Annotated in this window: 24 protein-coding genes, 1 tRNA gene and 1 other RNA gene; 6 read left to right on the top strand and 20 right to left on the bottom strand. The window is 63.2% G+C overall.

Going from position 1 to position 26,876, the window contains the following annotated elements:
* Nucleotides 1-191: 191 nt before the first annotated feature.
* A complete protein-coding gene (locus ACYU0X_RS01885) occupies nt 192-1,511 on the bottom strand; it encodes an MFS transporter (RefSeq protein WP_461901951.1) in 1,320 nt (439 codons plus the stop codon).
* A gap of 14 nt (nt 1,512-1,525) precedes the next feature.
* Nucleotides 1,526-2,596, bottom strand: coding sequence for a C45 family autoproteolytic acyltransferase/hydolase (locus ACYU0X_RS01890; RefSeq protein ID WP_461901952.1), 1,071 nt, complete (start codon nt 2,594-2,596; stop codon nt 1,526-1,528).
* 184 nt (nt 2,597-2,780) lie between these two features.
* Here ACYU0X_RS01890 and ACYU0X_RS01895 point away from each other — a divergent pair, with 184 nt between their 5' ends.
* On the top strand, nt 2,781-3,764 hold the full coding sequence (locus ACYU0X_RS01895) for a LacI family DNA-binding transcriptional regulator (protein ID WP_461901953.1): 984 nt from the start codon (nt 2,781-2,783) through the stop codon (nt 3,762-3,764).
* An 8-nt stretch (nt 3,765-3,772) separates the two neighbouring features.
* Here ACYU0X_RS01895 and recR read toward each other — a convergent pair whose 3' ends face one another.
* From recR to ACYU0X_RS01920, 5 genes are all read right to left on the bottom strand, one after another.
* On the bottom strand, nt 3,773-4,435 hold the full coding sequence (gene recR / locus ACYU0X_RS01900) for a recombination mediator RecR (protein ID WP_418909286.1): 663 nt from the start codon (nt 4,433-4,435) through the stop codon (nt 3,773-3,775).
* Nucleotides 4,436-4,531: 96 nt separating this feature from the next.
* Nucleotides 4,532-8,206: a DNA polymerase III subunit gamma and tau gene (locus tag ACYU0X_RS01905; protein WP_461901954.1), complete on the bottom strand. Its 3,675-nt coding sequence runs from the start codon at nt 8,204-8,206 to the stop codon at nt 4,532-4,534.
* A 9-nt stretch (nt 8,207-8,215) separates the two neighbouring features.
* Entirely contained in the window at nt 8,216-9,136 is a 921-nt protein-coding gene (gene gluQRS / locus ACYU0X_RS01910; protein WP_461901955.1) for a tRNA glutamyl-Q(34) synthetase GluQRS, read from the bottom strand.
* Nucleotides 9,137-9,163: 27 nt separating this feature from the next.
* Nucleotides 9,164-9,260: signal recognition particle sRNA small type (gene ffs / locus ACYU0X_RS01915), an RNA gene on the bottom strand.
* An 81-nt stretch (nt 9,261-9,341) separates the two neighbouring features.
* Complete coding sequence (locus ACYU0X_RS01920; RefSeq protein WP_461901956.1) at nt 9,342-10,865, bottom strand: HNH endonuclease signature motif containing protein; 1,524 nt, start codon at nt 10,863-10,865, stop codon at nt 9,342-9,344.
* Between the two features lie 185 nt (nt 10,866-11,050).
* Between ACYU0X_RS01920 and ACYU0X_RS01925 the strand changes: the two genes are divergently transcribed.
* A tRNA-Ser gene (locus ACYU0X_RS01925) sits at nt 11,051-11,135 on the top strand.
* Between the two features lie 48 nt (nt 11,136-11,183).
* Here the strand turns inward: ACYU0X_RS01925 and ACYU0X_RS01930 are convergent.
* The 3 genes from ACYU0X_RS01930 to ACYU0X_RS01940 form a co-directional block, all read right to left on the bottom strand.
* Nucleotides 11,184-11,663: a hypothetical protein gene (locus ACYU0X_RS01930; RefSeq protein WP_461901957.1), complete on the bottom strand. Its 480-nt coding sequence runs from the start codon at nt 11,661-11,663 to the stop codon at nt 11,184-11,186.
* A gap of 92 nt (nt 11,664-11,755) precedes the next feature.
* Complete coding sequence (locus ACYU0X_RS01935; protein ID WP_418908024.1) at nt 11,756-12,952, bottom strand: IS110 family RNA-guided transposase; 1,197 nt, start codon at nt 12,950-12,952, stop codon at nt 11,756-11,758.
* Between the two features lie 126 nt (nt 12,953-13,078).
* Nucleotides 13,079-13,396, bottom strand: coding sequence for a helix-turn-helix domain-containing protein (locus ACYU0X_RS01940; protein ID WP_461900735.1), 318 nt, complete (start codon nt 13,394-13,396; stop codon nt 13,079-13,081).
* A gap of 197 nt (nt 13,397-13,593) precedes the next feature.
* Here ACYU0X_RS01940 and ACYU0X_RS01945 point away from each other — a divergent pair, with 197 nt between their 5' ends.
* Complete coding sequence (locus ACYU0X_RS01945) at nt 13,594-13,980, top strand: VOC family protein (protein WP_461901958.1); 387 nt, start codon at nt 13,594-13,596, stop codon at nt 13,978-13,980.
* On the opposite strand, the gene ACYU0X_RS01950 is transcribed toward ACYU0X_RS01945, so the two are convergent.
* The 3 genes from ACYU0X_RS01950 to ACYU0X_RS01960 all read right to left on the bottom strand — a co-directional run bounded on the left by ACYU0X_RS01950 (nt 13,977) and on the right by ACYU0X_RS01960 (nt 15,905).
* A complete protein-coding gene (locus ACYU0X_RS01950) occupies nt 13,977-14,204 on the bottom strand; it encodes a helix-turn-helix domain-containing protein (RefSeq protein WP_461901959.1) in 228 nt (75 codons plus the stop codon). The genes ACYU0X_RS01945 and ACYU0X_RS01950 overlap by 4 nt on opposite strands.
* Nucleotides 14,205-14,702, bottom strand: coding sequence for a DUF2975 domain-containing protein (locus ACYU0X_RS01955; RefSeq protein WP_461901960.1), 498 nt, complete (start codon nt 14,700-14,702; stop codon nt 14,205-14,207).
* 162 nt (nt 14,703-14,864) lie between these two features.
* The gene (locus ACYU0X_RS01960; RefSeq protein ID WP_461901961.1) at nt 14,865-15,905 is read right to left on the bottom strand and encodes an isopenicillin N synthase family dioxygenase; all 1,041 of its coding nucleotides are present in this window, start codon (nt 15,903-15,905) and stop codon (nt 14,865-14,867) included.
* 197 nt (nt 15,906-16,102) lie between these two features.
* On the opposite strand from ACYU0X_RS01960, the gene ACYU0X_RS01965 reads away from it, so the two are divergent.
* Nucleotides 16,103-16,414, top strand: coding sequence for a type II toxin-antitoxin system VapB family antitoxin (locus ACYU0X_RS01965; protein WP_418908261.1), 312 nt, complete (start codon nt 16,103-16,105; stop codon nt 16,412-16,414).
* Nucleotides 16,415-16,468: 54 nt separating this feature from the next.
* Nucleotides 16,469-17,089: a LytR C-terminal domain-containing protein gene (locus ACYU0X_RS01970; protein WP_461901962.1), complete on the top strand. Its 621-nt coding sequence runs from the start codon at nt 16,469-16,471 to the stop codon at nt 17,087-17,089.
* On the opposite strand, the gene ACYU0X_RS01975 is transcribed toward ACYU0X_RS01970, so the two are convergent.
* The 7 genes from ACYU0X_RS01975 to ACYU0X_RS02005 all read right to left on the bottom strand — a co-directional run bounded on the left by ACYU0X_RS01975 (nt 17,090) and on the right by ACYU0X_RS02005 (nt 25,069).
* Complete coding sequence (locus tag ACYU0X_RS01975) at nt 17,090-17,755, bottom strand: DsbA family oxidoreductase (RefSeq protein ID WP_461901963.1); 666 nt, start codon at nt 17,753-17,755, stop codon at nt 17,090-17,092.
* An 88-nt stretch (nt 17,756-17,843) separates the two neighbouring features.
* A complete protein-coding gene (locus ACYU0X_RS01980; protein ID WP_461901964.1) occupies nt 17,844-19,250 on the bottom strand; it encodes an amino acid permease in 1,407 nt (468 codons plus the stop codon).
* Between the two features lie 110 nt (nt 19,251-19,360).
* A complete protein-coding gene (locus ACYU0X_RS01985) occupies nt 19,361-20,431 on the bottom strand; it encodes an alpha/beta hydrolase (protein WP_461901965.1) in 1,071 nt (356 codons plus the stop codon).
* Between the two features lie 108 nt (nt 20,432-20,539).
* Nucleotides 20,540-22,177 (bottom strand): malate synthase A, encoded by a 1,638-nt coding sequence (gene aceB, locus ACYU0X_RS01990; RefSeq protein WP_461901966.1) that lies wholly within the window; start codon nt 22,175-22,177, stop codon nt 20,540-20,542.
* Between the two features lie 119 nt (nt 22,178-22,296).
* Nucleotides 22,297-23,598 carry an isocitrate lyase gene (gene aceA / locus ACYU0X_RS01995; protein WP_459275123.1) on the bottom strand — a complete coding sequence of 434 codons (1,302 nt, stop codon included), beginning with the start codon at nt 23,596-23,598 and terminating at the stop codon, nt 22,297-22,299.
* 225 nt (nt 23,599-23,823) lie between these two features.
* Nucleotides 23,824-24,438 carry a HutD family protein gene (locus tag ACYU0X_RS02000; protein ID WP_461901967.1) on the bottom strand — a complete coding sequence of 205 codons (615 nt, stop codon included), beginning with the start codon at nt 24,436-24,438 and terminating at the stop codon, nt 23,824-23,826.
* Between the two features lie 10 nt (nt 24,439-24,448).
* Nucleotides 24,449-25,069, bottom strand: a complete 621-nt coding sequence (locus ACYU0X_RS02005) for a dTMP kinase (RefSeq protein WP_461901968.1) — start codon at nt 25,067-25,069, stop codon at nt 24,449-24,451.
* Nucleotides 25,070-25,485: 416 nt separating this feature from the next.
* On the opposite strand from ACYU0X_RS02005, the gene ACYU0X_RS02010 reads away from it, so the two are divergent.
* Complete coding sequence (locus ACYU0X_RS02010) at nt 25,486-26,868, top strand: aldehyde dehydrogenase family protein (protein ID WP_461902770.1); 1,383 nt, start codon at nt 25,486-25,488, stop codon at nt 26,866-26,868.
* The last annotated feature ends 8 nt before the right edge of the window (nt 26,869-26,876 follow it).

Genomic DNA, 26,876 nt, shown 5'->3' on the forward strand with positions numbered 1-26,876 from the left:
TTGACGAACCGCAACTAAAATTCGTCTCACGAGGCCGTGAGCTCCGGCACGTCGGCAGCAGTCGTGAACGACACCCGTCGGGCATGCTCGGCACCCGCGTGGGTAGCAGTCAGTTATGGGTAGCCACCCGTTAACGCACACCGGCGGGCCGGGATCGAATCCCGGCCCGCCAGCGCAACGGTTGTCGGAGGTTAGTTGGCGAAAGCTTCTTGCGGTGTTGCGGTGATACCCAGATTGCGGGTGGCAACCTTATGGGTCTCGCGCAATCCGGCGGCGCAGCCGATGAGCACCAACGAGGCAAATGCGGTGTACAGCGCTACACCGATGGGGTTGCCTCCAAAGGCCGCGAAGAGTGCTGCCGCCACGGTGGCCGCGGTACCGCCGCCGAGGGCTGCGCCGGTTTGATAGGTCGCACTGATCGCTGACATGCGGGTCTCGCGGGGAAACTGCTCCGAAAGGAAGGCCGGGATGCAGCCCTGCGGGGCAGCCATGAAGATGTTGATCAGCGCATAGGCCAGCACCACCATCCAGACAACATGCCCATCAACCATGGGGAAGAAGAGGAAGAAGAACCCGGCATACAGGGCGGTGCCCCAACCCACGATTCGTTTACGCCCGTATTTATCCGACAGCGAGGCCATGAGCGGGGCGGCGATGACAAACACGGCGGCACCAAGAACCTGCAGGACCATGGAAATCGTGGGGGAGTAGTCGCGCTGTTCGGCATAGGTGACGGTGAAAATGGAGCCGATGTACGCCAGGGTGTTGTAGCCGAAGGCCACGCCAATGGCGAGCAGAATTTGTTTTGGGTGCTTGCGTAGGGCCCGAATAAGTGGGGCGCCGGTGGCCTTGTGCTCGGAGGGTTCTTCCTGCGGCATACGGGTTCGTGCGATGACTCCGACGAGTACCAGTGCGCCACCGATCCAGAATGCAATCCGCCAGCCGAAGGCGAGTAGTTGCTCCTCGGGCATCAGGGTCAGCAGGGCGAACACTCCAGAACCTACGAGGCTACCTAGCCCGAAGCCCATGGAGGTGAAGCTACCGAAGAGGCCGCGCTTATGCTCCGGTGCGTTCTCTACGCCGGTCAGCGATGCTCCGCCCCATTCGCCGCCGGCCGAGAAACCCTGAAGCAGTCGGAGCAGGACGAGCAAGATTGGGGCGACGACTCCTAGGGTGGCATAGCCAGGCAGGCAGCCAATGAGGAAGGTACTGGTGCCCATGATGATCAGCGTGGTGATCAGTACGGTTCGACGTGAGTACTTGTCGCCGAAATGGCCAAAGACAATGCCACCGAGGGGGCGGGCCAGGAACCCCGAGCCGAAGGCGGCGAAGGCAATAATCGTCCCGACTAGTGGGTCGAAATCTGGGAAGAATAACTTGGGAAAGATTAGTGCGGCGGCAAGGCCGTAAATGGTGAAGTCATAGAACTCCATCGCCGTGCCGAAGCCGGCGACCATGAAGATCTTGCCGGTAGAAATTTTGGGTCGAGTGGATGTATCGGTGCGGTTCATCTCGGTCCTGGGATCTAGAAGGTGAGCAGGCCGTCTCGGCTGGCGAGGTCGGGATTTGTGTTCGAGTACTGCAGTGTGAAGTTGTCGGTGTCTAGGCCGATGCTCAGCAGGGTTTCCCACTGTTCGGTGGCGGGTTTCCCCGGCTCCGGAGCCATGCAGAGTAGCGGTTGTTCATCGGGTCCGCTGGCCAGCAAGTCGAGCAGCTCCGCGGTGGAAGCGGCCGCCGCGCCAGAAGTGCGCTGGCTCAGGTAGTCATAGCGTTCCGCAGTGGTGGAATCGGCTGGCATGACATCTTGGCTGAAGAGTCCGGCGTCGAGGAAGTGGTTGGTATGCAGCGCCCAGCCATTGTCGGTGCGGTTGACGATGCGCTGGCCAAGCGGGCTGAATTCGAGGCTCGCAACTTCCGGGCGATCGCCCCCGGTGACCACGGTGAGTACCGTGGAGGCGCAGACCGACGCGTCGGCGGTAAGGTCGATTGCCTCATCGAGAGTGGTTGCGCGCTCGAGAACCGAGCGTGCAATGGAGTGAACGGGCACGCCGCCGCCCGGATGGTCCGTGGCGTGGGCAAGGATATTGAAGTGTAGGCCCAGTCCGTCGGAGTTCACTCCGATCTTCCCGTTGATGCCGAATTCCGTGAATTGCTTGACGCGACGCGAGCCAGCGCATTCGAGTTCGTGGAGCAACCCGTCGGCCGCGAGGTGCGGATGCCAGTCCCACGTCTGTAGCGTCACCGGTGCACCACGCCCGGACAGGAAAGCGCTCGTGGAGCACTCTCCTTCGCGGCTGGGCTCGGCCGCCGCGAGCACCTCGGTGCGTGCATTCAAGGCGGACAGTTGCCAGAGCTCGATCTCCAGTGCCTCGGCTTGCGCGCGCAGTTCAAGGGCCAGTCCGGCGTCCCATTCATGTAGTGCCTCGAAGCAGTTTTCCGCGGTGCTTCGTACCTGAGTCTCTGGGATTGACTTCGCGGAGAAGTGCAACAGGTAGTCTCGGACGTTTCGCGTGATCAGGGTGCCAAAGCGAGCTGCGAGTTCCTGACCACGCGCGGCGGGGTCAAGGGTGGTGGTGCGGAAGCTGTGAAGGCGCATTCAGTGCTCTTTTCTCGAGTGTGCATCTTGCATGTGATGCCCGGTGCCAGTGAACTGAATTACACGTTAAGGATATAAAACGTTTTATACAACGAGTTCGAAAGGGTAAATTTAACTAGCCGTTGATCAGGGCGAAAAGAGAGGTTCCTAGATGGCGCGGGCTAGAAAGACGACGATTCATGATGTGGCGCGGGCCGCAAACGTCTCGATAACGGCCGTTTCGCACGCCCTGAACGGCAAGGGGACGCTCAGTGAACAGACCCGAGAGCGAATCATCCACACCGCAGCCCGCATTGGGTACCAAGCCGACGCGCTAGCTCGTGGACTACGCAATGCGCCCCTCGGAGCCATCGGGGTGGTCTATCGATCGCTGGATGTCTTGGGGGAGTACTTCCATCCGGGAGTCGACGCTTTCAGCCACACACTAAGCGCGATGAGCGCTCTCGCACTACAGCGAGGCTATGCCCCGATGATCCTCCCGGATTTGACCGGAACGAATATTCCGACCATTTCCTTCGCACTAGACGGCTACGTGGTGATATCCCCACATCGTGCCGACCCGGTGATTGACCTGCTTCGAAACCGTGGCATTCCTTATGTCACCGTCGGGGCCGACCCCGACCGACCGGAATTTACCGCCTGGGCTTCCGAGGACGATGCAGAAAGCTGTACCCACGTGCTCGAACACCTTCGCCGACAGGGTGCACGCCACCCGGTCCTGCTCCGCGGAGCCGATGAAAACGCGTGGAATATCGACAGCGAGCTTGCCTATCTGAGCTGGTGCCAGGAATACGACCTATCGCCGCGGGTGTATCGTCTAGCCGAAGCCAGTGGAGTAGGCGGCGCGGCAGAGCTCCTGCCCCGAATTTTAGGCGAGGGAAGCGCCGATGCCATCTACGCCATGACCGCCCGCCATGCCTGCGGGGTGTTGCATGCGGCCACCGATCTCGGGCTTCGGGTGCCCCACGACCTTCTGGTGGCGACCGGGTCGGATGCCGAATCGGCACGCTTCAGCCGCCCGGCCATCAGCGCCGTACAGCTAAAGCCCGAAGTGGTCTGCGCCGATGCGTTGGACTTGTTGCTCGAACAGATCTCGGGGCAGGTAAGTACCGGGCCGCGTCGTTGCCGCGCAAAATTTCGCGCGAGGGGCTCAACGCTGCGCAAATAGCGGGCAGACTATCCGTCGGAGGATGCGGTAGACACCTCAACGTCGGTGTCCTTTGAGGCGGCGGGAGCTGCGCCGCTACCAGCCAGCCGGCGCCCCTCAAAGGCACGTGCCAAGGTGACCTCGTCGGCATACTCCAGATCTCCGCCGACCGGAAGGCCCGAGGCCAGCCGGGAAATTTCGATACCCAGTGGGCGCAGGGTACGCACCAAATAGGTGGCGGTTGCCTCGCCCTCGAGGTTGGGGTCGGTGGCCAGGATCAATTCGGTGATCGACTCATCGCCCAAGCGGGAGAGGAGTTCGCGGATGCGCAATTGTTCCGGGCCGATGCCCTGCATCGGATTAATCGAGCCGCCGAGGACGTGGTAGAGACCGTTAAAGGCCCGCGTTCGCTCAATGGCCAACACGTCCTTTGACTCCTCGACGATGCAGATCTTGCTACCGTCGCGGCGTTCGTCGCGGCAGATGGCACAGGTCTCCTGCTCGGAGATGTTGAAGCAGACGGTGCAGAACTTCACCTTCTCCTTAACCGTCTGGATCGCCGCAGCCAGCTTCGTCATTTCCTGCGCGTCGGAATCCAGAATATGGAAGGCGATGCGTTGGGCCGACTTTGGGCCGATGCCAGGCAAGCGACCGAGCTCGTCGATCAGTTCCTGCACTGCGCCTTCGTACACCTGTGCCACATTCCTTTCGGTTACCGCGCGGTGGGGGTTCCCACCGCTGTAAAGTTTCGCTGTCTTGACTGTATTGTCTCACCACGACGGTTTGGGTTAAAGGCCGCGGTTGATCTCCACCACGTTGCCGTTAACGTCGCGTTGTTCGATGACCACACCCTCGAGCAACCGCTCGATGGCTGGAACGCCGATAAGGGCCGAGTCCTCGACGGCGATGTCGTCATCGCTGGGCACGAAGTCCTCCGGCTCGGGAGCCGGTTCGGGGACAGGGGCCGTGGGGGCCGGAGCCCCCCAGTTGCCAGCGGTCGGCGCGGGTACGTTGCCGCCGTTGCTCGGACTCTGCGCCTGGCTCATGAGCTGTTGATAGCGGCTGAGTTTCTTGCCCGCCTCCGGTGCTTGTGGGGCAGGTTCGGATGGTGGCTGGACGTCGAGACCGGACCGCGCGGGGTCGCCCCAACCGCTAGCCGCGGGCTTAGGCGGCGCCGCAGGGCGCGCGGAATCGCGTTGCGGTTCAGGCGAGGTGCTCTCCGGTGCCGGTGGTGCTGCCGGTTGCTCTACCGGGCGGGGAGCCGGGTCGTGCGAATCCTGCGGGTCTGGCTCCGGGGTCCGGGCCGGAGTGCCGGATTCCGGCGCTCTGGTTGGAGCCGGCTCCTCGGGCGCAGGAACCGCCATGGCCGCGAACGTATCGGTGGTGCTGCCTGGATGCAGTGGTGTCGCGGAGACAGGGCGCTCGATGGTGGGGCGTCCTGCCTGTTCGGCAGTGCGCGCGGCCATGCCAGCGGTCATCACCGGCTTCGGCGCCACCGGGGGTCCATCGAAACTACGCGGAGCACGGCTCGGCGCCGGGGCAGCGGCCGGTTCGGGCTTCGATACCAGACGCGGCGTGGACACCGAATCGGTGGGACGCTGTCTCTGTTCGGCAGGTGCCACCGGATCCGGGTACCCGTAAGGGTCGCCTCCCGCAGGTGGCGCGTCGTAGTACTCGTCGAACGGAGGCTCGTCCGGGTAGGGGGCCTCGCCGTAGGGACCGCTTGTTGCCGGTGCCGTTGGCCTGGAAGGCGCTGGGCGCGACGCTTCTGGCGCTCTACTAGGTGCCGGAGCTGAGTCGCTGGCACCCCGAGGCGCCGGAGCAGCCGGTGCGGTAGCTACTAAACGCGCCGGCTCGGGCCGGCGATCACCTTTTGGGTTGCCACCACCGCCTGGAGCAGAGCCGCCTTCCGTGAGCACAATATTCACTTGCCGCTGGGCCGTTTGCGACACAACGTTGGTCAACAACTGCATCATGTCGGGGCGGTTGTTGAGGTTGTTGAGTGGACCCTTGTTATTGAACGCGAGGGTCAACGTGCGTCCGTCGAATCCGGCGATCGTGGCGTAGTTAGCCACCATCGAGTGCAGAACCCGCGAGCTGGATTGCAGTTGTTGCAGAATGCTAGGCCACGCCTGCTGGAACGCCTGCACGCCAGAGCCCGATGGAGCCTGGCCTTGCTGCTGCGGCTGGCCTTGCTGCGGCTGCGCCGTATTAGGAGCCTGCGGGGCCGCGACCTGCCGCTGTGGTTCAACATGCTGCTGACGCTGGGCCTCCGCGCGCGCTTCAGCTTCAAGTCGTGCCGCTTCTTGACGTGCGGATTCTTCCGCTTGTCGCTGGGCCTCGGCGCGTTGCGCAGCTTCACGCTCGGCGGCTTCGCGTCGGGCGGCTTCCTCGGCCTGTCGCTGGGCTTCGGCCTGCTGTTGGCGTTCGGCCTCGGCGCGCTGTTCGGCTTCGCGTCGTGCCGCTTCTTCTGCTTGTCGCTGAGCCTCGGCGCGTTGTGCTGCTTCGCGTTCGGCGGCTTCGCGTCGAGCCGCTTCCTCGGCCTGATGCTGTTGTTCAACCTGCTGTTGACGCTGCGCTTCGGCGGCGTGATCGTGCTGTGGTTGGTTCATGCTAGCGGCAGACTGACGTTGCTGTGGTGCTTGCGAGGTTTGGTTCTGCTGCGGTGCGGACTGTGGGCGATTCGCCGCGGCACGTCGCGCAAACTCTGCCATGGCAGGGTTCTGCTTAACATCGTCGATTGAGACGCCGGTGCCGAAGGACAGATCTTCATCGGGGTCGGGAACTAGGCTGAAGGGCGAAACACCGTCTGGGCGCTCGTCCGGGACGCTGGGCCCAGGCTGCACAGGTGTTGTCACCGGCGTACCTTCGTCCTTTGGCCCCCAGGTGGCACCCCAATCCGCGTCCGCTCCTTGATTCAACGAACGATTAGCTTCCGGGTCTAGTGGTCCGTCGGCGTCGGGCTGCGCTGAATTTTCGCTGGGCTGCTGCGGCTGGGGCTCTTGGCGAGCCGGATCTGGGTTCGCGTCGGCGGATGCAGTGGGTTCCTGAGCAGGTGCCGCAGGCTGCGACGCAACAGGTTGCGGCGCCGCAGGTTGTGGAGCTGCAGGAGCCGAAGGCGCTTCGCTCTGTTGTGGCGTGGCAGCTGCCGGTTGTGCATCGGGGGCACCAGCCTTGGCGGCCGCTAGTGCTTCACGCACTGCGGCGGCTCCCTTGCGCACAACTCCAGGAGCCGGGGCGGTCGGTGAAGAAGCCGCGGCGTCCGCAGCCAGATCTTCTCCCAGCTCCGGCAACCCGCCACCAGTCATGGCATGGCGTTCTAGGCGATCAAGGCGTGCTGCAAGCGAGCGTTCGGACTGATCGGCGGCGGGTAGGAGCAATCGCGCTGCCAACAGTTCGAGGTGCAGGCGCGGACTGGTTGCTCCGGTCATATCGCTCAGCGCCTGGTTGGTGACGTCGGCCCAGCGGCTGATTTCGGCCGAGCCAACCTGCGCTGACTGTTCACGCAGGATGTCGAGCTGATCAACCGGAGTAGCACGCAGAATCTTTTCGAGTCCCTCGGGCACGGCCTTGGCAATAATCATGTCGCGCAGGCGTTCCAAGAGATCTTCGACAAATCGTTGCGGGTCTTGACCGCTTTGCACAATCCGATCAATGGCACCAAAGAGTGCGGCCCCGTCTGCCGTGCGTAGTGCCTCGGTGACATCATCGAGCAAGGTCGCATGCGTAAAGCCCAGCAACGAGGTGGCCATCTCGTAATCGACGCCGTTTGCTCCCGCACCGGCCATGAGCTGGTCGAGCACCGAAAGCGTATCGCGTACCGAACCTCCACCTGCGCGGATAACCAAGGGGAGTACCCCGTCAGAGACGGGCACGTTCTCGCGTTCGCAGAGCAACTGCAGGTAGGCCAGGAGAGCCTCGGGCGGCACCAAACGGAAAGGGTAATGGTGGGTGCGTGACCGGATGGTGCCGATGACCTTGTCCGGCTCGGTGGTCGCGAAGATGAACTTAATGTGCGCCGGTGGCTCTTCAACGATCTTCAACAATGCGTTGAAGCCGGCAGGGGTGACCATGTGGGCTTCGTCAATGATGAATATTTTGAAGCGGTCGCGCGAGGGCGCAAAGGTTGCGCGTTCGCGTAGATCGCGTGCGTCTTCGACACCGCCATGGCTTGCAGCGTCGATTTCGATGACATCGAGCGAACCGGGGCCGCCGCTGGCCAGATCACGGCAGCTGGGGCAGGTTCCGCAAGGGGTTGCGGTGGGGCCCTCGGCGCAGTTCAGGCATCGCGCCAAGATGCGCGCGCTGGTGGTTTTACCGCAACCACGGGGGCCGGAAAATAGGTAGGCGTGATTGACGCGGTTCTTTTCCAGCGCGGTCATCAGGGGAGCGGTCACATGCTCTTGCCCGATAACGTCGGCAAAGGTGTCGGGACGATATCTGCGGTAAAGCGCTGTACTCACACCGGTACCCTATCCGTTGTGCGATGCCCGCGGCATCAACTGGTGAACAAATTCATCTGGCTCGACTATCCACGGTTCACGTGGCAGTCGCGCTGGGTCGAAAGCGGCCAAGGCCGCCTCTAACGAGGCGCCCGGTAGGCTCAATGACTCTAGCAAGCCGAACCGCACGAACCGGGGATCTATACCTTTCTCGGAAAGGTCTTCGAGCGTTACCGCGCCGTCTCTTTTGGCCAGCCGCTGCCCTTGAGCGTTGAGGGCCATCGGGACATGAGCGTAATGCGGAATTTCATACCCCAGAAGCTGGGCCAAGTATGCCTGTCGCGGTGCCGATGAGAGCAAGTCGTCACCACGGACGACTTGATCGATCCCGTACTCTCCGTCGTCAACTACTACTGCAAGATTGTAGGCAGGGGTACCGTCATTTCGAAGAAGCACGAAATCATCGACGGGAGCCGTCACTTCGCCCGATAACTCGTCCTGAATCGTGAATTCGGCAACCTCAGAGCGAAGGCGAATAGCGGCGGGACGGGATCGTGATTTTTCGGCGCGTTGGGCGTCGGATAAGTTGCGGCAAGTCCCGGGGTAGGCACCGGGGGCAGCATGAGGCGCGCTGGCTGCCTGCGCGATGTCTTTGCGCGTGCAGTAGCACTCGTAAACGAGATTACGGGCGCGCAGGTTGTCTACCGCCGCGTGATAGACCGCGCGGCGGTCATTTTGCACGACGAACGGGCCGTCGAAATCCAGTCCTACGGCTTCAAGCTCGTGAAGTTGTTGCTCCTGCGCTCCGGCACGTGCACGATCTAGGTCTTCGATGCGGAGCAGAAATTCGCGGCCGGTGGAGCGGGCGAAAAGCCACGCAAGAATGGCGGTGCGCAAATTTCCAATGTGGAGCGGCCCAGACGGGCTGGGGGCGAAACGTCCAGCGCCCACAACGACTCCATTCGGATTGCTAGAAAAGTCAAAGACCCCTCATGCACCTGCCAGAGCCCATCTACCCTTGCTACCTTCCGGTCCTGGGGGAGTTCAACAGGATGACACCACACGAGGGGTCGATTAAGAAGTTTACCCGACCACTCGCGGTGAACGGAAATCGAGTGAGGTGTGGTTGCTCTCAGCGACGTTTCCGAGGAAATGACTACCCTGCCTCCCGAGCCTCGCCATCATGCCACCCCAGTGCCTGACGGGTCCGACCGTCGAGTTTTACCACCGGCAACATTGCTGGCGGCTCATCTCGTTGACCGAAAACCTGAGGTGTCGTGATGCTTCCGGGAACTTCGAACATGACCACCTCATGGGGTGAACGCCATTCGGCAGAGCCGTCGGGCAGGTAGACCACCTGCCAGCCCAAGGCGTGCTTGAACATCTGATGCTGCTTGCAGAGCAGCCGGCAGTTCTTCCGTGTAGTACCGCCGCCTTTGGCCCAGTCGTCGATATGGTCGATCTCGCTTCGTTCCGGAAGGCGATTGCATCCGGGGAACTGGCAGGTTTGATCACGGTAACGCACCAAATCGCGCAGTGCCTGTGGTGGCCGGTATCGAGTTCGGCCGACATCTATAACCGCACCGGTCCATGGATCCGTGAGAACCTTCAGAAAGGACGGAGCCTGCTCGGTGAGCTTGAGCGCCGCACCCAATGGAATGGGTCCGTAACCCTCGAGATCCGCAAGGGTCCGCTTGGGATCGGCCAGCATCTCCACCGCTGGAATGGTGATGGCCACCCTTGGCTTAAGTGGAGTGCCAGCACGTTCCGGCCAGCCGTCGAGGAGCGCATCACGGAGGATGTCCACCCGAAGCTGCTGGTCACTTCGTTGATCGTCGGGATCACGATGTGCTCCAGCGTGCCAATTGATGGTGTTGACGATGGCTAGGACGTCCTCGGCCGGCATATAGGCCCGAAGTACCGCCATCCCGTCATCCTCGGGCCACCAGACAACCGAACGTGCCTCGCGTACCTGTTCATGACGTTCCTCGACCGGCTGCGGATGGAGCCGATCTCGCATCTTGCGGGCCCGGTTGGAAACCGTTTGGTCCGAAGCTGTGTGCGCAATTGGCAACAGAACCTTTTCCATCTGCTCCACATCTTCAGGGAGCAAATCTTGGGCATGCCGCACAATTTCTTGGGCGCTCTTGCCGGTTATGGCTGCTCTGGCCAGCGCGTTGAAAGTATCCGGGCAAAGCGAGCGTAGACCTTCGGCGGTCATGAGCTTTGTTTGCATGGATCGTTCGCTGACGCGCAAGGCGCCGGCGGCTTCAGCGACGAACGACGAGCGTATTGTTGGTTCCTCGCTGGGATTAACGCCGTAGCATTCGGCTGATTTTTCGCGAAGCAACTCATCGGGGATCAATGGGTCCGTCCGTTGAACTTCGGCTTCGCGGATTGAGAGTTCGAAGCTATCGGAAAGGAGCATCGCCTCGGCGGCGTCAATCATGCTCCTGAGTCGTCCGATGGTTTCGAGGCGGGACAAGCCTTCGGCCGCCGTGGCTGGCGCACCCATGTCACGCAGTTTGGTTGCCGTGTCCAGCAAAGTGCCAAACACGCGATCGCTTTCAATCTCTGCAGACCAAGTACCGTCGCGCGCGGTGTATTCGCGGCTACCCGGTGGAGTGATATGCAGGCGATGCGGATCGTCATCGCTGTGAAATACCTCTCGTTTACTCATACTTCTATGATCCAGATCACTACCGACAGTTTGGTTTCGAGTCCTGAAGCGGTGGATGCAGCGGGATCGGCCGCGGAATACCGCGGATTTTGGTGAGGGATTCGCGCGGAGAGGTAAGTGAGACCGTCCGATTCGTGATTGGGGAAAATCTTCGGTATGCTGGAACCTGCTCTACGGAGCGCTGAGGAGGATTCGCCTAGCGGCCTATGGCGCACGCCTGGAACGCGTGTTGGGTTAACGCCCTCAGGGGTTCAAATCCCCTATCCTCCGCCGATGTAAAGAGTCGCGACATGGTTTACACATGAGTCGCGACATGCTTTACAAAGTATCATCGGGAATCCCCGGCCAACGGCCGGGGATTTTCTGTATGTCGGGCCAATAGTTCCGGCTCGGATCAATTCTGTGGCGACTGAGGATATTTCGGGTTTCGGCTTCCACGACAATAACTTCCTCGAGATCGATAATCATCACGACTTTCTTGCGTGCGTTGACTTTCCGAACCCCGAGGTGGTGTAGGACTCCGTCGTGGCGCAACGTGACTTTGCCAGCGGCGTCGGTGCGATCGTGCCGGATCCGAAAGTCTCGGTCTCTGGTAACTTTCCATGCTTGGGGCCGCGCTTTGAGCGTACGGTGGTACCACTCGTTCGGTGTTTTGCGGTCGAGGGAGCGGTGGTAGGAGCTGCGTGGGCGTTTCTTCGGGTCGGGCACGATCAGTGCCTGGGCGTGTAGGATCCGACGGATGGTGGAGGTTGAGGGGACCTGCACCCCGGCCTTGGCTAGGTGGTACTGAATAGTCAAGGGGCCTGCATCCAGTCCGGCGTCGGTGAGCTTAAGGCGGAGGCTAACGATCAGCTGCGCGATCGTCTGGGGGGGTGCCCCTATGTTCTGTGTCAAGCAATTTTCAGCTCCGGAACGTCATAGAGCGATCCGTCACGGATCATCGCGAACAGGACGGTGAGACGCCGGTGAGCCAACGCGATCAGAGCTTGGTTATGGCGTTTGCCCTGAGCCCGTTTCCGGTCATAATAGGCCCGGCAAGTCGGATCGAACCTGATCGAGGCGAACGCCGAGAGGAAGAGCGCTCGTTTCAATCTCTTGTTACCTGAATGACTAACGCGCTCGGACTTGATCGACGTGCCCGACTGGCGCGTGGTTGGTGCCAGGCCGGCGTAAGAAGACAGGGATGCAGCACTGGTGAAGGTCTTGCCGGAGGTCTCGGCAATGATGATCGCAGCGGTCCTGACGGCAACCCCGGGCATGGATGTCAGGACCGGGTAAAGAGGGTGGGCCTCCACCATGGCCTCCAAATGTGTGGCCACGTCCACGCGCTGGGCATGCAACGAGATCAGTTGCCGGGCCAGATGCGGGATGACCAGACCTGCGGCGTCGGTGCCGACCACGACGACGGTCTGCTCATCTAGGGCCGCGATGATGGTTGAAGCCCAGGCGGTGTGGCGGCGGGCTCCGTGCTTCTTGAACTTCGCATCGATCCTGGCTTTGCCTGCGTGCTTCAGTTGAGCTGGGGTGGGCCAGGCTGCGAGGACTTCCAAGATCGCGTCGTGTTCCAGCCAGGGACCGAGGATCCGTTCTAGTGGCGGGTGGATCTGGGTGAATAGCCCGCGGATCCTGTTGCTGGTTTGAGTGATCTGACGGGCTAGGTCCAGGTCAAAGCCGGTGAGCATGCCCAGGGTGGCTTCGTCCTCGTCGGAGACTTGGATGCTACGTAGCGTGTGCGGCATGGTGCGGGCAGCGTCAGCGATGATAAAGGCATCTTTTTCGTCTGTTTTCGCCGCGCCAGGATACATATCTGCGATACGCCTCATCGAAAGTCCGGGCAGATAGGCCACCGGAATACCGAGATTCTGGGCGACAGCGACGGCCAGGGCGCCAATGGTTGCCGGTTGATCTACGACGACCAGGATGGTGCCCTTGGCGCTGAGTTCTTGGTAAACCTTGGTGAGCTTGGCTTCGTCGTTGGGCAACGTTCTGTTCCAGATCTTGGTGCCGTCAGTGCAGACAGCACAGGCCCAGTGGTCGGTCTTGCCGACATCGAGGCCGAGGAAGATCTGGATGTCGTCGGTTTTCATGAGGCTGGCTCCTTTGCGCTTGGTCCCTCATTCGGTCGGCCAACCTGCGGGAGCAAAGTCTTACATCCACGTTATGACTGACGTCCGTGCACCGGTGGTGCGTGGCGTCGTGCCCCTAATTAGCAATCACCTCACTGCCCTCCCAGCCTCGGTGGCAACACCCCCCGGATCATTGATTAGACAGGGGCAAGACACCATGCCGAGGCTGGTCGGCCGACAGCCCCCATGATCCTCTTGTTGGGGGCTATCAAAAAGATAACGGGTGGCCCGGGAATTTGAGTGCGGACGCCGGCTGCGTGGTTCGAGGGCCTCATCGCCGCCGGTATCGTAGGCCTTGAGTAATTGGTAGATGCGTTGGCGGGAGAGTTTGTGGCGTTGTGCGGCTTCGGTGACGGTCAGCCCGGCGTCTCGGATTTGATGGACAATCACGCGATTCTTAGACATGTCCAAGTGTCAAGGATGTCGCGACTCATCTGTCTAATATGTCGTGACGCTACACACCCTATCCTCCGCCGAGGTCAACACCCCGGAAGATTGCGAAAGCGATCTTCCGGGGTGTTGTCGTTTAATCCACCGTCGGCGTGGCGGGGCCGCTGGTGTCGTGGCATGCTGGGCTTGCGAGGAATCGAAAGGATGCGCCGATGGCCAGCAAGCTCACCGAAGTAGCGATCGACTGTATGGAGCCGCAAAAGCTGGCGGATTTCTGGTGCCAAGTTTTGGGCTATGTGGTGGTCGACGCGAGCGATGACGTGATTTCGATTGGCCCGTCCGAAGGTCGGGAGCCGCGCGAGCTGGAGGGCCCCGCGGCGTGCCTGCTGACCTTTGCGCGAGTTGCAGAATCCAAGGTAGTGAAGAACCGCCTACATCTTGATGTCAACCCGGTGGGTTGCACTCAGGATGAGGAGGTGCGGCGGTTGCTGGCCCTTGGCGCGCGTCGCGTGGACGTCGGGCAAGGGCAGGTTCCCTGGGTCGTCTTGGGCGACCCGGAGGGTAATGAATTCTGCGTGTTGGCGTCGCCGGGACGTTAGTCCAGTGCCTCGGCGTCCGCGTCGGGTACCCATCGCATGAGGTCCCCTGGTTGGCAGTCGAGAGCCTGGCAAAGTGCTTCGAGGGTTGTAAAACGCACCGCCTTGGCACGGCCATTTTTTAGGACCGCGAGATTGGCTGGCGTAATGCCGATGCGTTGGGCGAGCTCGCCCACGGCCATTTTGCGCCGGGCTAGCATCACGTCGATATCGATGATGATCGCCACCTAGATCACCTCACCGAGTTCGTCGCGCAGGTGAGTGGCCTCGAGTTCGGTGTCTGTGGCCTGTTTGAGTAGTAATCGCAGGATGACCACGATCAATGCCACGCCTCCCATGGCTAGCGCTAACCCGCCAACGAGGAGCACGATTCCCGGCGGGACGGCTTCGCCGGGGGCCAGGATGACGCCGAGGGCCAGGGTCAGCAGTGCAGCGAAGCCGACGCATCCGATGATGGTGTTGACGAACTTGAAGGCGGCGGGGGAGAAGACGGTGCGCTTATGCACCATGCTCGCCAGTCGCCAGACGCAGAGGGCGCAGACCTGTAGTGCCAAGAGGAGCAGGCCAAGGTAGAGCAGCACCGAGATGCGCTGGTATTCGTTCGGTGGTGCGGGCGTGGGGCCGTCGGTGATGGCTAGCGGGATCATGAAGCACTGCACGAATAACCCGCCGAGTATGGCGGCGGCCAGCACGATTTTTAGCAGGAGTATGGTGGCGCGTCCCATGACAGAGTCCCATCGTTAAGCGATTGTTATCTATCGAAAAACGATACTCTGGTCGATCTGGAACGGCAAGTGCTGAGGTGCGACGCCGAACATGTCGCGACCCGCGTCCCCGATGAACGGCGGGGACGCGGGTCGTGATCTGCGGAGGGGTAAAGCTCGTAGCTACGCGCTCTTGCGAGTCTTCACCAGCTGTGGGTAATGCCGCGCGGCGGTTTCCGGGTGCGCGCGGAGCCAGCCCTTGAGCACGTTGGCGCCGTAGGAGGCGAGCATCGGATTGTGCGGATCATCCGAGACACCGCGGGCCGCGGCGGCCAGCTCGGCGGGTAGCTGCACCTTCTCGATCACCGCGTCGAGCCGCGGGGAGTAGAAGAAGGGCACCGAGTAGCGGTCAATATCCTTCGGCGGGGCAATCACGCGGTGGATGGTTGCCATGAGGTAGCCGTCGGTCGCCACCTCGAGCATTTCGCCCAGGTTCACCACCAGGGCCCCCGGCGTGGGTGGCACGTCGATCCAGTTGTCCTGCCCGTGCGGCTGCACCTGCAGACCGCCGACCTCGTCTTGCAGCAACAGGGTGATGAAACCGTAGTCGGCATGCAATCCCACGCCCTGGTTTCCGGCGCCAGGTACCGCCCCGCCGCCAACATAGTGCACGAGCTTGCCCATCCACGCCGGGCTGTCGGCGAAAGGCTCGTCGAAGTAGTCTTCGGGGAGACCCAGCCCGACGGACAGCGCGGAGAGTAGTTCGTGGCCCGTGTGGTGCATGAGCTCGGCCCAGGCCATGGCGCGCTGTTCGAGCTGCGGGAAATCCGTAGGCCACTGGTTCGGGCCCTGCAGGTTCAGGTAGGGGGCGTCGGCCGGCACGGTATCGAGGGCCGGGCGCTCTGGTCCGTAGTCGATCTGCTCGCGGGAATCGGCACGTCCGCGGGTGATCTCGGCGCCGAGGCGGGTGTAACCACGGAACTGGGCGCTGCTGCGGTTATCGAGCTTCAGCTTCTCATCGGTGGGCTTGGCGAAGAACTGCGCAATGGTGTCCAGCAGTTCGCGATCCTGCCCGGGGTAGGCGGCATATCCCACGATCTGGAAGAAGCCCACGCGGTGCGCGGCTTCGCGCAGGGCGTCGACGAATTCGGCGTTGAAGGAGCCATCCGCGTTGCGTGCGGTGGAGATGTCGAGCACGGGGATCTGCGTGATTGCGTTGTTCATAGCTCAAGGGTGCACCTGGGCGCACCTTTGTGACTAGCCTTCGTTACGTAGGATTTGCCCGAGTTAACCCACGCGTCAAAAACTTTGCTTCGTGCCGAGATTCGGCGCATAATATGCGCCCGCTGCGTGCCGGGCCGCTAGCTGGGCCCGTGGATGACGAGATATGTCAGAGTGCGGGGCAAACGTATGCTGGAAAGGTGATTTTTCGTTCCGTGGGCGACGAGCGCCCCTACCCCGAGCATGAGCTTCGCACACCGGCCGATTGGGCGAGCCTGCCGCCACAACAGGTGCGGCTGGCCGATTTGATCACCACGAAACGCACCCTAGACCTCGAGGCCCTGCTCGCCGAAGATTCGACCTTCTATGGCGATCTGTTCCCGCACGTGGTGCGCTACGACGGGGCGCTCTACCTGGAGGACGGATTGCACCGGGCGGTGCGTTCGGCGCTGCACCACCGCACCGTCATGCACGCACGAGTCCTGGACCTGGACTCGTCAGGGCCGACCTGAGCTGTATAGGCTGGGCGCACAGCGTGGCACGCCGGGTGAAAGGGGCAAGGATTCGTGGGACAACGGCGCAAGGATGACCCCAATGAATGGCATGGCCAGCATATTGTCTCCGAGACAGAGCTGAGCTTCAGCTCGGATGCGGCGGCCAAGCGCCGTCGGCGGCTGCGGCAGAACTGGGTCTTTGGGGTGCTGGCGGTGCTGGTGCTCGCGGTCTTTGCCCTGGCCTATGCGGTGTTCACCGGGGTGGTGACACTGCCCGGGCAGGCGGCCCCCGCCCCGCGCAGCGAACAGCCACCGATTGAGAACCCGAGCTGCCCGGACCTTGAATTCACCCCGCCGCCGGCCGCGGAGGTGTCGGTGCGCGTAATCAACGCGACCACGCGCGGCGGGTTGGCCTCACGCACCTCGCAGGATCTGGAGGAGCGCGGCTTCGACATTCACGCCACAACCTCCGGGTCCAGCGACTACGCGGAGCAGACCGGCGCGGTGATCGCCGGCCCGAAGGGATATGCCGCGGCGCTGGCCATTCAGCGTCAGGTGCCCGAGACGGTGTTCGTGTTCGACGAAAACCGCACGGACGCGATCGTCGACCTGGAACTGGGGGCGGAGTTCGAATCCCTGGCCCGCGAGCGCAAGGTGGCCACCGGGCCGGGCACGCTGCGCTGTGCTCAGTAGTTAGGCCGCAGGCCCGGAAAGTTCCGCATGCACCTGACGCAGGGCGGAGGCGAAGTTCTCGCTCGGTTGCGCCCCGGAGATCCCGTACTTGCCCTCGAGCACGAAGAAGGGCACCGAATTGATGCCCAGCTGCCGGGCCTGGGCGATATCGGCGTTGACCTCATCGCTGTAGGCGGTGGACTCCAGCAGCTCGGTGACCGTGGTTGCGTCCAAACCGTTCTCGGCGGCCAGCGAGGCGAGCGTGGAGACATCGGCGGTATCCAGTCCGCGTTCGAAGTGTGCGGAGAGCAAGGCCTCCTTGAGCTGATCTCCCTTGCCCAGGGTCTTGGCGTAGGCCAGTAGCCGCAAGGCGGTGAAGGAGTTGCCCGGGCGTAGCGCCGCGAAGTCGTAGTTCAGCCCCTCGCCGGCGGCCTGCTCGGTGACATGTTCCATCATGCGGGTGACGTCGGCCGGGTCCATGCCCTTGGCCTGGCACAGGTACTCATGTTCGCTGCCCGGGTAGTGTTCCGGCAGGCTCGGGTCCAGTTGATAGGCGTGCCAGTGCACCTGAATCTGGTCGGCGAACTCCAACGAGGCCACCGCCTTTTCAAAACGGCGTTTGCCGATGTAGCACCAGGGGCAGGCGATGTCGGAAAAGATGTCTACGCGCAGGGTCGTTTCGCTCATGCCCGGTGTAACCACGCCGCCACCGCGCACATTCCCGGCGCACCGCAGCGCCGGTACGTGAGCTTGGCAACCAGCACCGGTCGCGGCGTTAGGCCCGCGGCACCCGGCTGGCTCGCCGCCGACCTAGCCACAGGTAGCCCAGGCCGAGTAACGCCAACCAGCAGCCACCGGTGTACAGCGCCACCCGGGTGTCGGCGCTGAGCGCCAGCAACGCCACCACCAGGCCCATGAAGCCCAGCGCCACCCACGCGGAGAGCGAGCCGCCGGGCAGTTCGTAGGCGTCGCGCTCGCCGGTGGCGGGGTGTCGGCGGCGCATGGCCAGATAGGAGGCGAGGATCATGATCCACACCCAGACGGTGGCGAAGGTGGCCACGGAGGCGATCAGCAGGAACAGCGACTGGGGCAGCACCGCGTTCAGGATCACCCCGAGCACAAGGACCAGCGCCATCACCAGCACGCTCAGATACGGCACCCCATTGGCGGAGACCCGGGCGAAGGAGCGTGGGGCGTGGCCCTGGCCGGCCATCGCGTAGAGCATCCGGCCAGCACCGAAGGTATCGGCGTTGATTGCCGAGACCGCCGCGGTAATCACCACGGCGTTGAGCACATGCGCCGCCGCCGGGAGCCCCAGCGCCTCAAAGATCTGCACGAACGGACTCGAGGAACCGTCGATGGCCCGCCAGTCGAAGAGCATCATGACCACCGCGAGCGAGGCCACGTAGAACAGCAGAATGCGCCAGGGCACGGTGTTGATGGCGGCCGGCACCGCGCGTGCCGGGTCCTTGGCCTCGCCGGCGGTGATGCCGATGGTTTCGATGCCGCCGAAGGCGAACATCACCACGGCGAAGGACAGCAGCAACCCGGTGAAACCATGGGGGAAGAGCGTGCCTGCGGCCAGTAGCGTGTCGAGGCCGGTGGCATGGTCGCTGCCGGGAGCCTGAAAACCGAAGACGATCAGCGCCGCGCCGCCACCGATCATTGCCAGAATCGCTGCAACCTTCACCACGGCCAGCCAGAATTCGGTTTCGCCGAAAACCCGCACCTTCATGAGGTTCACCGCCGCGATGAACAGCACCACGGCGGCCACCCAGATCCAGCGGGGCACCTCGGGGAACCAAAAGCCCATGTAAATGCCGAAGGCGGTGACGTCGGCGATGGCCACAATGGCCATTTCGAAGGTGAAGGTCCAGCCGGTCAAGAAGCCGGCAAAGGGCCCCAAGTATTCGCTCGCGTACTGGGCAAAGGAGCCGGAGACCGGGTGCCGCACCGCCATTTCGCCCATGGCCCGCATGACGACGAAAACCGCGGCGCCGCCAATCATGTAGGCCAGCAGCACGGCCGGGCCGGCGGCCTGGATGGCCGCGGAAGAACCATAGAACAGCCCGGTGCCGATGGCCGATCCCAAGGCCATGAAGCGGATATGTCGTGCCGAAAGTCCGCGGGAGAGGGTGTTTGTCTCGGTGCTCCCTGCGGGGGCCTGCTGTAACTGCTTCATACTCGCTTCACGGTGTGCTGGCGGGGGAGCCGCCGGGCGCGGCCCAGCGTACAGTTTAACGGCGCCGCGGCGGACCTGGCGCCCGGATGTGGCCGGGGCAACGCGGTGCGCTAGTTGTTATTCGTCACGTCCCGCGCCAGGTTGGCGAATCTTTCCGCGCGGCCGGGGGCCAGCACATCGGCCAACCAGCCGGCGGTGACCGCATAGGCCTCGGTGCGCACCGGGCAGCGCGAGAGGAAAATATCGTGCAGGGCCCCGTCGAAGCGCGAAATGGTTAGCCGCGGGCCCAGATCCAGCGCACGTTGCGCCACGGCCCGCACATTCAACGCGGTGTCCGCGCTCAACGCCCGCACATCCCAGCGCGGGGCCAAATAGTCGCGCGCGGAGAGCAACACGTGGACCGGGATGGGCAGGTCCAGGCCGTGGGCGAGCTTCTCCTGTCCGGCCAGTACCGCCGAAATGAACCCGGTGGTCAGCGGGAAGCCCTGCGCCGGGCGCCAGGCGAGGTTATAGTCCCATTCGCCATCTTGGGCGGAGTTGACGGTGCGCGTGTAGATGCCCGGGTCCATCCCCGGCAGGATCCGGTGCGGGTTCACGAAGCTGCCGGCGTCGATAAGTGGCTTCAAGGCCTCGCGGCCGTAGCTGGTGGCCTGGAATTCGAGCCAGGGAGAATTGAGCACCAGTGCATCCACCGCCCGGGGATTTTCCGCGGCATACAGGGCAGCGGAAAGCCCGCCGGTGGAGTGCCCGAGCAGCACCCGCTGCGCGTCGGGATGCTCGGCCTTGATAATGGCCAAGGCTGCATCGAATTCCTCGGCGTAGTGCGAAAGATTATCGATGTAGCCCGGTTCCAGCGCCGGTTCGCCGGGGGTCGGTACCAGGTTGCGCCCGTAGTTGCGCAGATCCACCGCGTAGAACGCGGCCCCGGCGGCCCCAAAGAACTCGGCCAGTTCACGTTGGAAAAAATAGTCGGACCAGCCGTGCACCGCCAGTACCGCAACCGACTCCAGCGGCGCGCGACGTACCGGATGAAAGAGCGAGAACCGCCGTGGAGCACCCGGCTGCTGAGGCGGCCGGTAACGCACCAGGGTTGCCCGCTGCCCACCCGAGAGCGGCAACACCCGGGACATGAAGGGCTCGCCCAGCACATCGGGCTGCCAGTTCTGCGCTGCCTGGTTCATGGCTCCAGCGTAGTCCAGCACCGGCCGACGCGTGCCCCTTAAGCACGGCTACGGCCGGCCACCCTGAAAGTGGGGGTGGCCGGCCGTCGCCGGTGGTGGGGTGCGAGCCTAGCCCACCAGTTCGAGCGCCGGGCTCGGGACATCCAGGTAGCGCAGGTAGGCTCCGGCGGTCATGAACGTCGGAAAATCATCGCGCAGGGCGCAGGCTTCGAAGAGTTCCATCGCGTCCTCGAAACGGTCGCCCTCGAAACGTTCGATGCGCTCCATGATCTCGTCGGCCAGTTCGCTCACCCAGGCCCGGGAGATGATCTCTCCGGTGTCGGTGATGGCCGACTGGTGGATCCACTGCCACAGCTGCGAGCGGGAAATCTCCGCGGTGGAGGCGTCCTCCAGTTGCTGGCGCAACACCACCGCACCGTTACCGCGTAGCCAGGACTCCAGGTAGCGCAGCCCGATCTCGATATTGTCGCGGATCCCCTGCTCGGTGATCGTGCCGGGCAGGCTGGCGATATCCAGCAGTGCCGCGGCCGAGACCTGCACATCTTCGCGCTGCCGGGCGAGCTGGTTAGGCTCCCCGCCCAGCGCCTCCTCGAACTCGCGGGCGGTCACCGGCACCAGATCCGGGTGGGCCACCCAGGAACCGTCGAAGCCCTCGGCGGCCTCGCGGCGCTTTTCCACCCGCACCTGCTCGAGCCCCGAGGCGGTGCGCTGCGGCGACTTCTTGCTGGGAACGAAGGCGCTCATCGAGCCGATGGCACTGGCCCCACGGCGGTGGCAGGCCCGCACCAGTTGTTCGCTGAAGGCCTGCATGAAGGGGGCCTGGTTGGTCAGCGTGGAGCGGTCCGGCAAGACGAAGCGGGCACCGCGGGAACGGAAGTTCTTAATGATGGAGAAGACGTAGTCCCAGCGGCCGGAGTTCAGCCCAGCGGCATGATCGCGCAGCTCGTAGAGGATCTCCTCCATTTCGAAGGCGGCGGTGATGGTCTCGATGAAGATCGTGGCGCGCACGGTGCCCTGCGCAATTCCCAGCAGGTCTTGGGCCGCGATGAAGACCTCGTTCCACAGCCGTGCCTCGAGGTGGTTCTCCAGCTTCGGCAGGTAGTAGTACGGTCCGAAGCCGGCGTCGATCAGCTTCTGCGCATTGTGGTAGAAATGCAACCCGAAGTCGACGAAGGCACCGGAGAGCGGGGCCCCATCGATCAGCAGGTTCTTCTCCGGCAGGTGCAAGCCACGAGGGCGAACCACCACGGTGGGCAACGCCGAGAGCTCTTCGTGCACCAAGCGGTGCTCCACACCCTCGGCATCGCTGAAGGAGAGTTCCCCGGTGAGCAAGCGGCGGATATTGACCTGATTCTTAATGACGTTCTGCCAGGTCGGCGAGCAGGTGTCTTCCATGTCGCCGAGCCACACATTGGCCCCGGAGTTCAGTGCGGCGATCATCGCCTTGCGTTCGATGGGGCTGGTGATTTCCACGCGACGATCACGCAGGCCCGGTGCCAGCGGGGCCACCGACCACGAGGAGTCCTCGCGGATCCGACGGGTTTCCTCGAGGAACTGCGGGTTGCGGCCATTGGCGATTCGGGCGCGGTTGACCTGGCGACGCTGCATGAGCTCCTGGCGGCGGTGCTCGAAGCCACGGTGCAGCGCGGCCAAGAATTCCAAGGCACCCTCGGTGAGGATTTCGTCCTGGTAGCGCACGGGGGTGGCGGTGATGGTGATCGGGGAGTGGGAGGTTGCGGTGTTCATGGCAGCGTGTCCTTAAAAACTAGTGATTTGGCGTCAGCCGGTCGGTGCGTCGAATCGACGACTGACAAGGGGGACGACGCGGGGTCGACCGGCTGACGCCAAGGCTCTAGGAGAGCGGATTAGTGGAATTGGCCTTCCTCGGTGGATCCCACCAAGGCCAGAGTCGAAGCGTTCGGGTTCAACGCGGTGGAGATGGTGTCGAAGTAGCCGGTGCCGACCTCGCGCTGATGCTTGGTGGCGGTGTAGCCGCGGGCCTCGGAAGCGAACTCCCGTTCCTGCAGATCCACGTAGGCGCTCATGCCGTTGCGAGCGTAGCCGTGGGCCAGATCGAACATTTCGTGGTTCAGTGCGTGGAAGCCGGCCAGCGTGATGAATTGGAAGGTGAAGCCCATGGCGCCCAGTTCGCGCTGGAACTTCGCGATCGTGGCGTCGTCCAGGTGCTTCTTCCAGTTGAACGATGGCGAGCAGTTGTAGGAGAGCATCTGGTCCGGGAACTCGGCCTTGACCGACTCGGCGAATTTGCGAGCCAGCTCGAGGTCCGGGGTTCCGGTTTCCATCCAGATCAGATCCGAATAGGGGGCGTAGGCCTTGGCGCGGGCAATACATGGTTCGATGCCGTTGCGGACCTTGTAGAAGCCTTCCGCGGTGCGCTCGCCGGTGATGAATTCGCGGTCACGCTCGTCGACGTCCGAGGTGATGAGGGTCGCGGCTTCGGCGTCGGTGCGGGCGATAATCACGCTCGGGGTGCCGGCGACGTCGGCGGCCAGGCGGGCGGCGTTCAGGGTGCGGATGTGCTGCTGGGTGGGGATCAGCACCTTACCGCCGAGGTGGCCGCACTTCTTCTCGCTGGCCAGCTGGTCTTCCCAGTGCACGCCCGAGGCGCCGGCTGCGATCATCGACTTCATCAGTTCGTAGGCGTTCAGCGGGCCACCGAAGCCGGCTTCGGCGTCGGCGACGATCGGTACCAGCCAATCCTCGACGGTCTTGATGCCCTCGGAGAATTCGATCTGATCGGCGCGCAGTAGCGCGTTGTTGATGCGGCGTACCACCTGCGGCACCGAGTTGGCCGGGTAGAGCGACTGGTCCGGGTAGGTATGCCCGGAGAGGTTGGCGTCGGCGGCGACCTGCCAGCCGGAGAGGTAGATGGCCCGCAGGCCGGCCTTGACCTGCTGGACGGCCTGGTTGCCGGTCAACGCGCCGAGTGCGTTGGTGTAGCCGCCGGTCGGGGCCTCCTCGGTGAGCTGCTTCCACAGCTTCTCGGAGCCGCGACGGGCCAGGGTGTGTTCCTCGCTGACCGTACCCTGCAGCTTGACCACGTCGGCGGCCGAGTAATCGCGGGTGATGCCCTTCCAGCGCGGGTTGCTCTCCCAGTCGTTTTCGATGGCTGCGATGCGGTTGTCGATCGAGTTCTGCTCGGTCATGGCTGTGCTCCTTTGCAACACCTGCATTGGTCACCGTTTCCGGTGAAGTTCTTCGTGAGAACAACTTTTCCGCAGGGGCAAGGCAGTGCACAGAGGTTTTTGGGAATAAGATTCGCCAGACTTCACGTTAGAAGAAGAAGTTCAACTTATTGCGCGGTTATGCGTCGGACCACGCGAGAATGCGCAGTATTCGGGAAATCGCGCGTGAAGAAATGAGAATCTTAACTAACTCTCGCGTGAGTCCGGGTCGAGGGAGACCAGCAACAACACCCCGCGGCCCTTGATGCGCACCTCGGCGGCGTCGCCCCCGAGCAGCACATCGCGCACCGCCAGATCCTGCGCCGCACCGTCGCCGGCGCTAAAGGTGGCCTTGCCTTCGGCCAGCAGGGCCAGCTGTCCGTCGAACAGGAATTGTTCGCGCTGCTTGGATAATTCCAGCACCCGCACGCTGCCGCGAACCTTCCCGCGCCGGGTCAGCAACTGGAGGGTTAAAACATCGCCCGTGGGCAACTCGGCGCTGGCTGGCACCCCCGCGTCCAGACGCAGCGGGCGGTAGCGCTCCACCGCGTGAGGCGAATCGGTGAGGACCTGCAAGACCTCGCCGAGAATCACCGTCGTGGTGCGTTCGAAACCCTCGCTCAGGGGCAGCTGCCCGGTATGTTCGACCGAAGCCACCGCAAGCATCCAGTCCGGCTCGTCGGTCGCCTCCCGAAGTTCTCCCTGAGCCGTCAGCGACCCTTGGGCGACCAGCCGCTGATCACCGAGCGGCCACGGGTTCTTGGGGCAATGACGTAACTCGATGATGTTGCCGGGTGCTGGTAGGTGCGATGTCTGGCTCATATCTGCAAGCTTACGTGCCCATTAGCTCGCGCAGTCGTTCGAGCACCACGGCGGGCTCCGCCTCCGCGTCGATGACCGGCCAGCCATAGGCTTTGGCCAGGCGCAGGTACTCGAGTCGACTTGCCATCAGATAGCTCAGGGTTTCCTCGTCCTCGCCGCGGGCGCGGACTCGTGCCAGGGCCACGAAGGGATCGACGTCCAGCACCACGACCCGCGCGCTACCTAGCACCCCGCGCGCCGCGGCTTCAAGCCAAGGGCCGTCGGCTAGCCCGCGCACACGGCGCAACACCAACTGGCAGAACAAGTGCCGGTCGGAGACCACCCAGCCGGGAAAGAACCCGGCCCAGAGCCAGGTGAACACGGCATTTAGCGCGCGGATCGGGGTTTCGATGGCATCCTGCCAGCGCACCGGCAATAGCGTCCGACGCCCGTCTAGGTGACGCTCGAGCCAGCGTCGGCCGGCCGGATTCGCGCGCTGCACCGCCGCGTACCCGGCGGCGCGGAGTTGCTCGGTCAGTGCTGTGGTCGCGGTGGTTTTGCCCGCGCCGTCCATGCCCAACAGCACGAGACAGCCGTGGGTAGATGTCGAGGTCGTGGGTGCGGTGAGCACCGACTGGTTGTGTTGAGCCATGGATCGCTCCTTTCCGTGCCGTTCGTTGCGAATGCGGTGGTTAAGTTCCAACGACGCGGCGAGTGCCGTGGTTCCGCTACGCGCGGGATTGTGGGGGCTGGCGCCCTGTTCTGTGCCGTTGAGCAGCGCGGTGCACACTGCACCGACGCGGAAGAAAGCGGAGTCACACTGTCGTAGAGGCCGCGATGTGCAACTGGTCACACTGGATCAATAGCTTGTGAATGGCGCCTAACGGCGGGTAGCAGCAGGCCACCGACCCTATGCAGCTGCTGGCGCACGCATCAACCGAACAATCACCTGTTAGTACCTGGCGGAGGTCCGGTCCCGCTTCGGAAATCAACGTGAGGTGACCTGTGCCCCGTTTGGCCCGCACCATGCGGGATCCAACCAGCAAGACAGATGAGGAGCAGAAGACTTTGGCGAAGTACCGCGTACAGAACCCGGCGACGGGTGAAATTATCGAAACCTTTGAGACCGCGAGTGCGGGGCAGATCGACGCGTATGTGGCTGCGGCCGATACCGCCTACCGGCAATGGCGAGAACAAGGGGTCCAGCACCGTGCCGCCGCGTTGCGGCGCGTTGCCGAGCTCTTTACCCAGCGTCGTGACGAGCTGGCCCGTGTCATCTCCACGGAGATGGGTAAGTCTCTCGAAGCCGCGCTCGAGGACGTCGACTTTGCCGCCGCGATTTTCGATTACTACGGGGTGTATGGCCCCGGGCTCATCACCGATTACGAGATCCCCAGCTCGGTGCCCGGCAAGGCGGTCATCGAGCAGCGACCCCTCGGCGTGCTACTGGGCGTGATGCCGTGGAACTTCCCGTACTATCAGGTGGCCCGATTTGCCGCCCCGAACCTGCTGGTGGGGAATACGATCCTGCTGAAGCACGCCGATATTTGTGCCCGTTCGAACCTGCTGATTCAGGACATTATTGAGCAGGCCGCGGTGCCCGTCGGTGGCTATCGGGCGCTTTTTGCCACCCATGAGCAGATCGCCACGCTGATTGCCGATCCGCGCGTGCAGGGCGTCTCCTTGACCGGCTCCGAAAGTGCCGGGGCGATCGTGGGCACGCAGGCCGGGGCACAACTGAAAAAGTGCGTGCTCGAACTGGGCGGCATTGATGCCATGATTGTGCTCGACTCCGATGACGTGGCCGGGATTGCCCAGTTGGCTTGGGAGAACCGTATCTATAACGGCGGCCAGGTATGCAATTCCAACAAGCGTCTGATCGTCATGGATGAGATTTACGATGAGTTCGTTGCGCAGCTCGTGCGCCTAGCCCAGGGGCTGAAGCCCGGCGATCAGTTGAACCTGCGAGAGGGTGAGTACACACCGTTGTCCACCCGAGCTGCCGCGCAAACCGTGGACGCGCAGGTGCGTCGCGCGGTGGCCGATGGCGCGCGGCTGCTGGCCGGCGGCGAGCTGGCCGACGGTCCCGGGGCATACTATTCGCCGGCCGTGCTTGTCGATGTGCCGCGCGACTCTGCCGCCTTCCGGGAGGAGATCTTCGGCCCGGTTGCCACCGTCTACCGGGTGCACAGCGATGCAGAGGCGCTGGAACTGGCGAACGATTGCCCCTTGGGCCTTGGCGGGTCGGTGTTTTCCACCGACGAGGCGCGCGCCGCCCGGGTCGCCGCAGGGCTTGAGGTAGGGATGGCGCACGTGAATATCATCGCTGCCGAGGCGGCGGAGTTGCCCTTTGGCGGCGTGAAACGCTCCGGTTTCGGACGTGAGATGGGCCCGCTCGGGGTCGGTGAGTTCGTAAATCAGCGTCTCTACTTCGTCGCCGCGCAGGACTGAGGATGCTT

The organism is Glutamicibacter sp. X7 (assembly GCF_054889245.1).

What these genes read in the sequence shown, in the direction of transcription:
- ACYU0X_RS01885 (WP_461901951.1), bottom strand. Translation starts at nt 1,511, where the DNA reads ATGAACCGCACCGATACATCCACTCGACCCAAAATTTCTACCGGCAAG.
- ACYU0X_RS01890 (WP_461901952.1), bottom strand. Translation starts at nt 2,596, where the DNA reads ATGCGCCTTCACAGCTTCCGCACCACCACCCTTGACCCCGCCGCGCGT.
- ACYU0X_RS01920 (WP_461901956.1), bottom strand. Translation starts at nt 10,865, where the DNA reads ATGAGTAAACGAGAGGTATTTCACAGCGATGACGATCCGCATCGCCTG.
- ACYU0X_RS01935 (WP_418908024.1), bottom strand. Translation starts at nt 12,952, where the DNA reads ATGAAAACCGACGACATCCAGATCTTCCTCGGCCTCGATGTCGGCAAG.
- ACYU0X_RS01940 (WP_461900735.1), bottom strand. Translation starts at nt 13,396, where the DNA reads ATGTCTAAGAATCGCGTGATTGTCCATCAAATCCGAGACGCCGGGCTG.
- ACYU0X_RS01945 (WP_461901958.1), top strand. Translation starts at nt 13,594, where the DNA reads ATGGCCAGCAAGCTCACCGAAGTAGCGATCGACTGTATGGAGCCGCAA.
- ACYU0X_RS01955 (WP_461901960.1), bottom strand. Translation starts at nt 14,702, where the DNA reads ATGGGACGCGCCACCATACTCCTGCTAAAAATCGTGCTGGCCGCCGCC.
- ACYU0X_RS01960 (WP_461901961.1), bottom strand. Translation starts at nt 15,905, where the DNA reads ATGAACAACGCAATCACGCAGATCCCCGTGCTCGACATCTCCACCGCA.
- ACYU0X_RS01975 (WP_461901963.1), bottom strand. Translation starts at nt 17,755, where the DNA reads ATGAGCGAAACGACCCTGCGCGTAGACATCTTTTCCGACATCGCCTGC.
- ACYU0X_RS01980 (WP_461901964.1), bottom strand. Translation starts at nt 19,250, where the DNA reads ATGAAGCAGTTACAGCAGGCCCCCGCAGGGAGCACCGAGACAAACACC.
- ACYU0X_RS01985 (WP_461901965.1), bottom strand. Translation starts at nt 20,431, where the DNA reads ATGAACCAGGCAGCGCAGAACTGGCAGCCCGATGTGCTGGGCGAGCCC.
- aceB (WP_461901966.1), bottom strand. Translation starts at nt 22,177, where the DNA reads ATGAACACCGCAACCTCCCACTCCCCGATCACCATCACCGCCACCCCC.
- aceA (WP_459275123.1), bottom strand. Translation starts at nt 23,598, where the DNA reads ATGACCGAGCAGAACTCGATCGACAACCGCATCGCAGCCATCGAAAAC.
- ACYU0X_RS02000 (WP_461901967.1), bottom strand. Translation starts at nt 24,438, where the DNA reads ATGAGCCAGACATCGCACCTACCAGCACCCGGCAACATCATCGAGTTA.
- ACYU0X_RS02005 (WP_461901968.1), bottom strand. Translation starts at nt 25,069, where the DNA reads ATGGCTCAACACAACCAGTCGGTGCTCACCGCACCCACGACCTCGACA.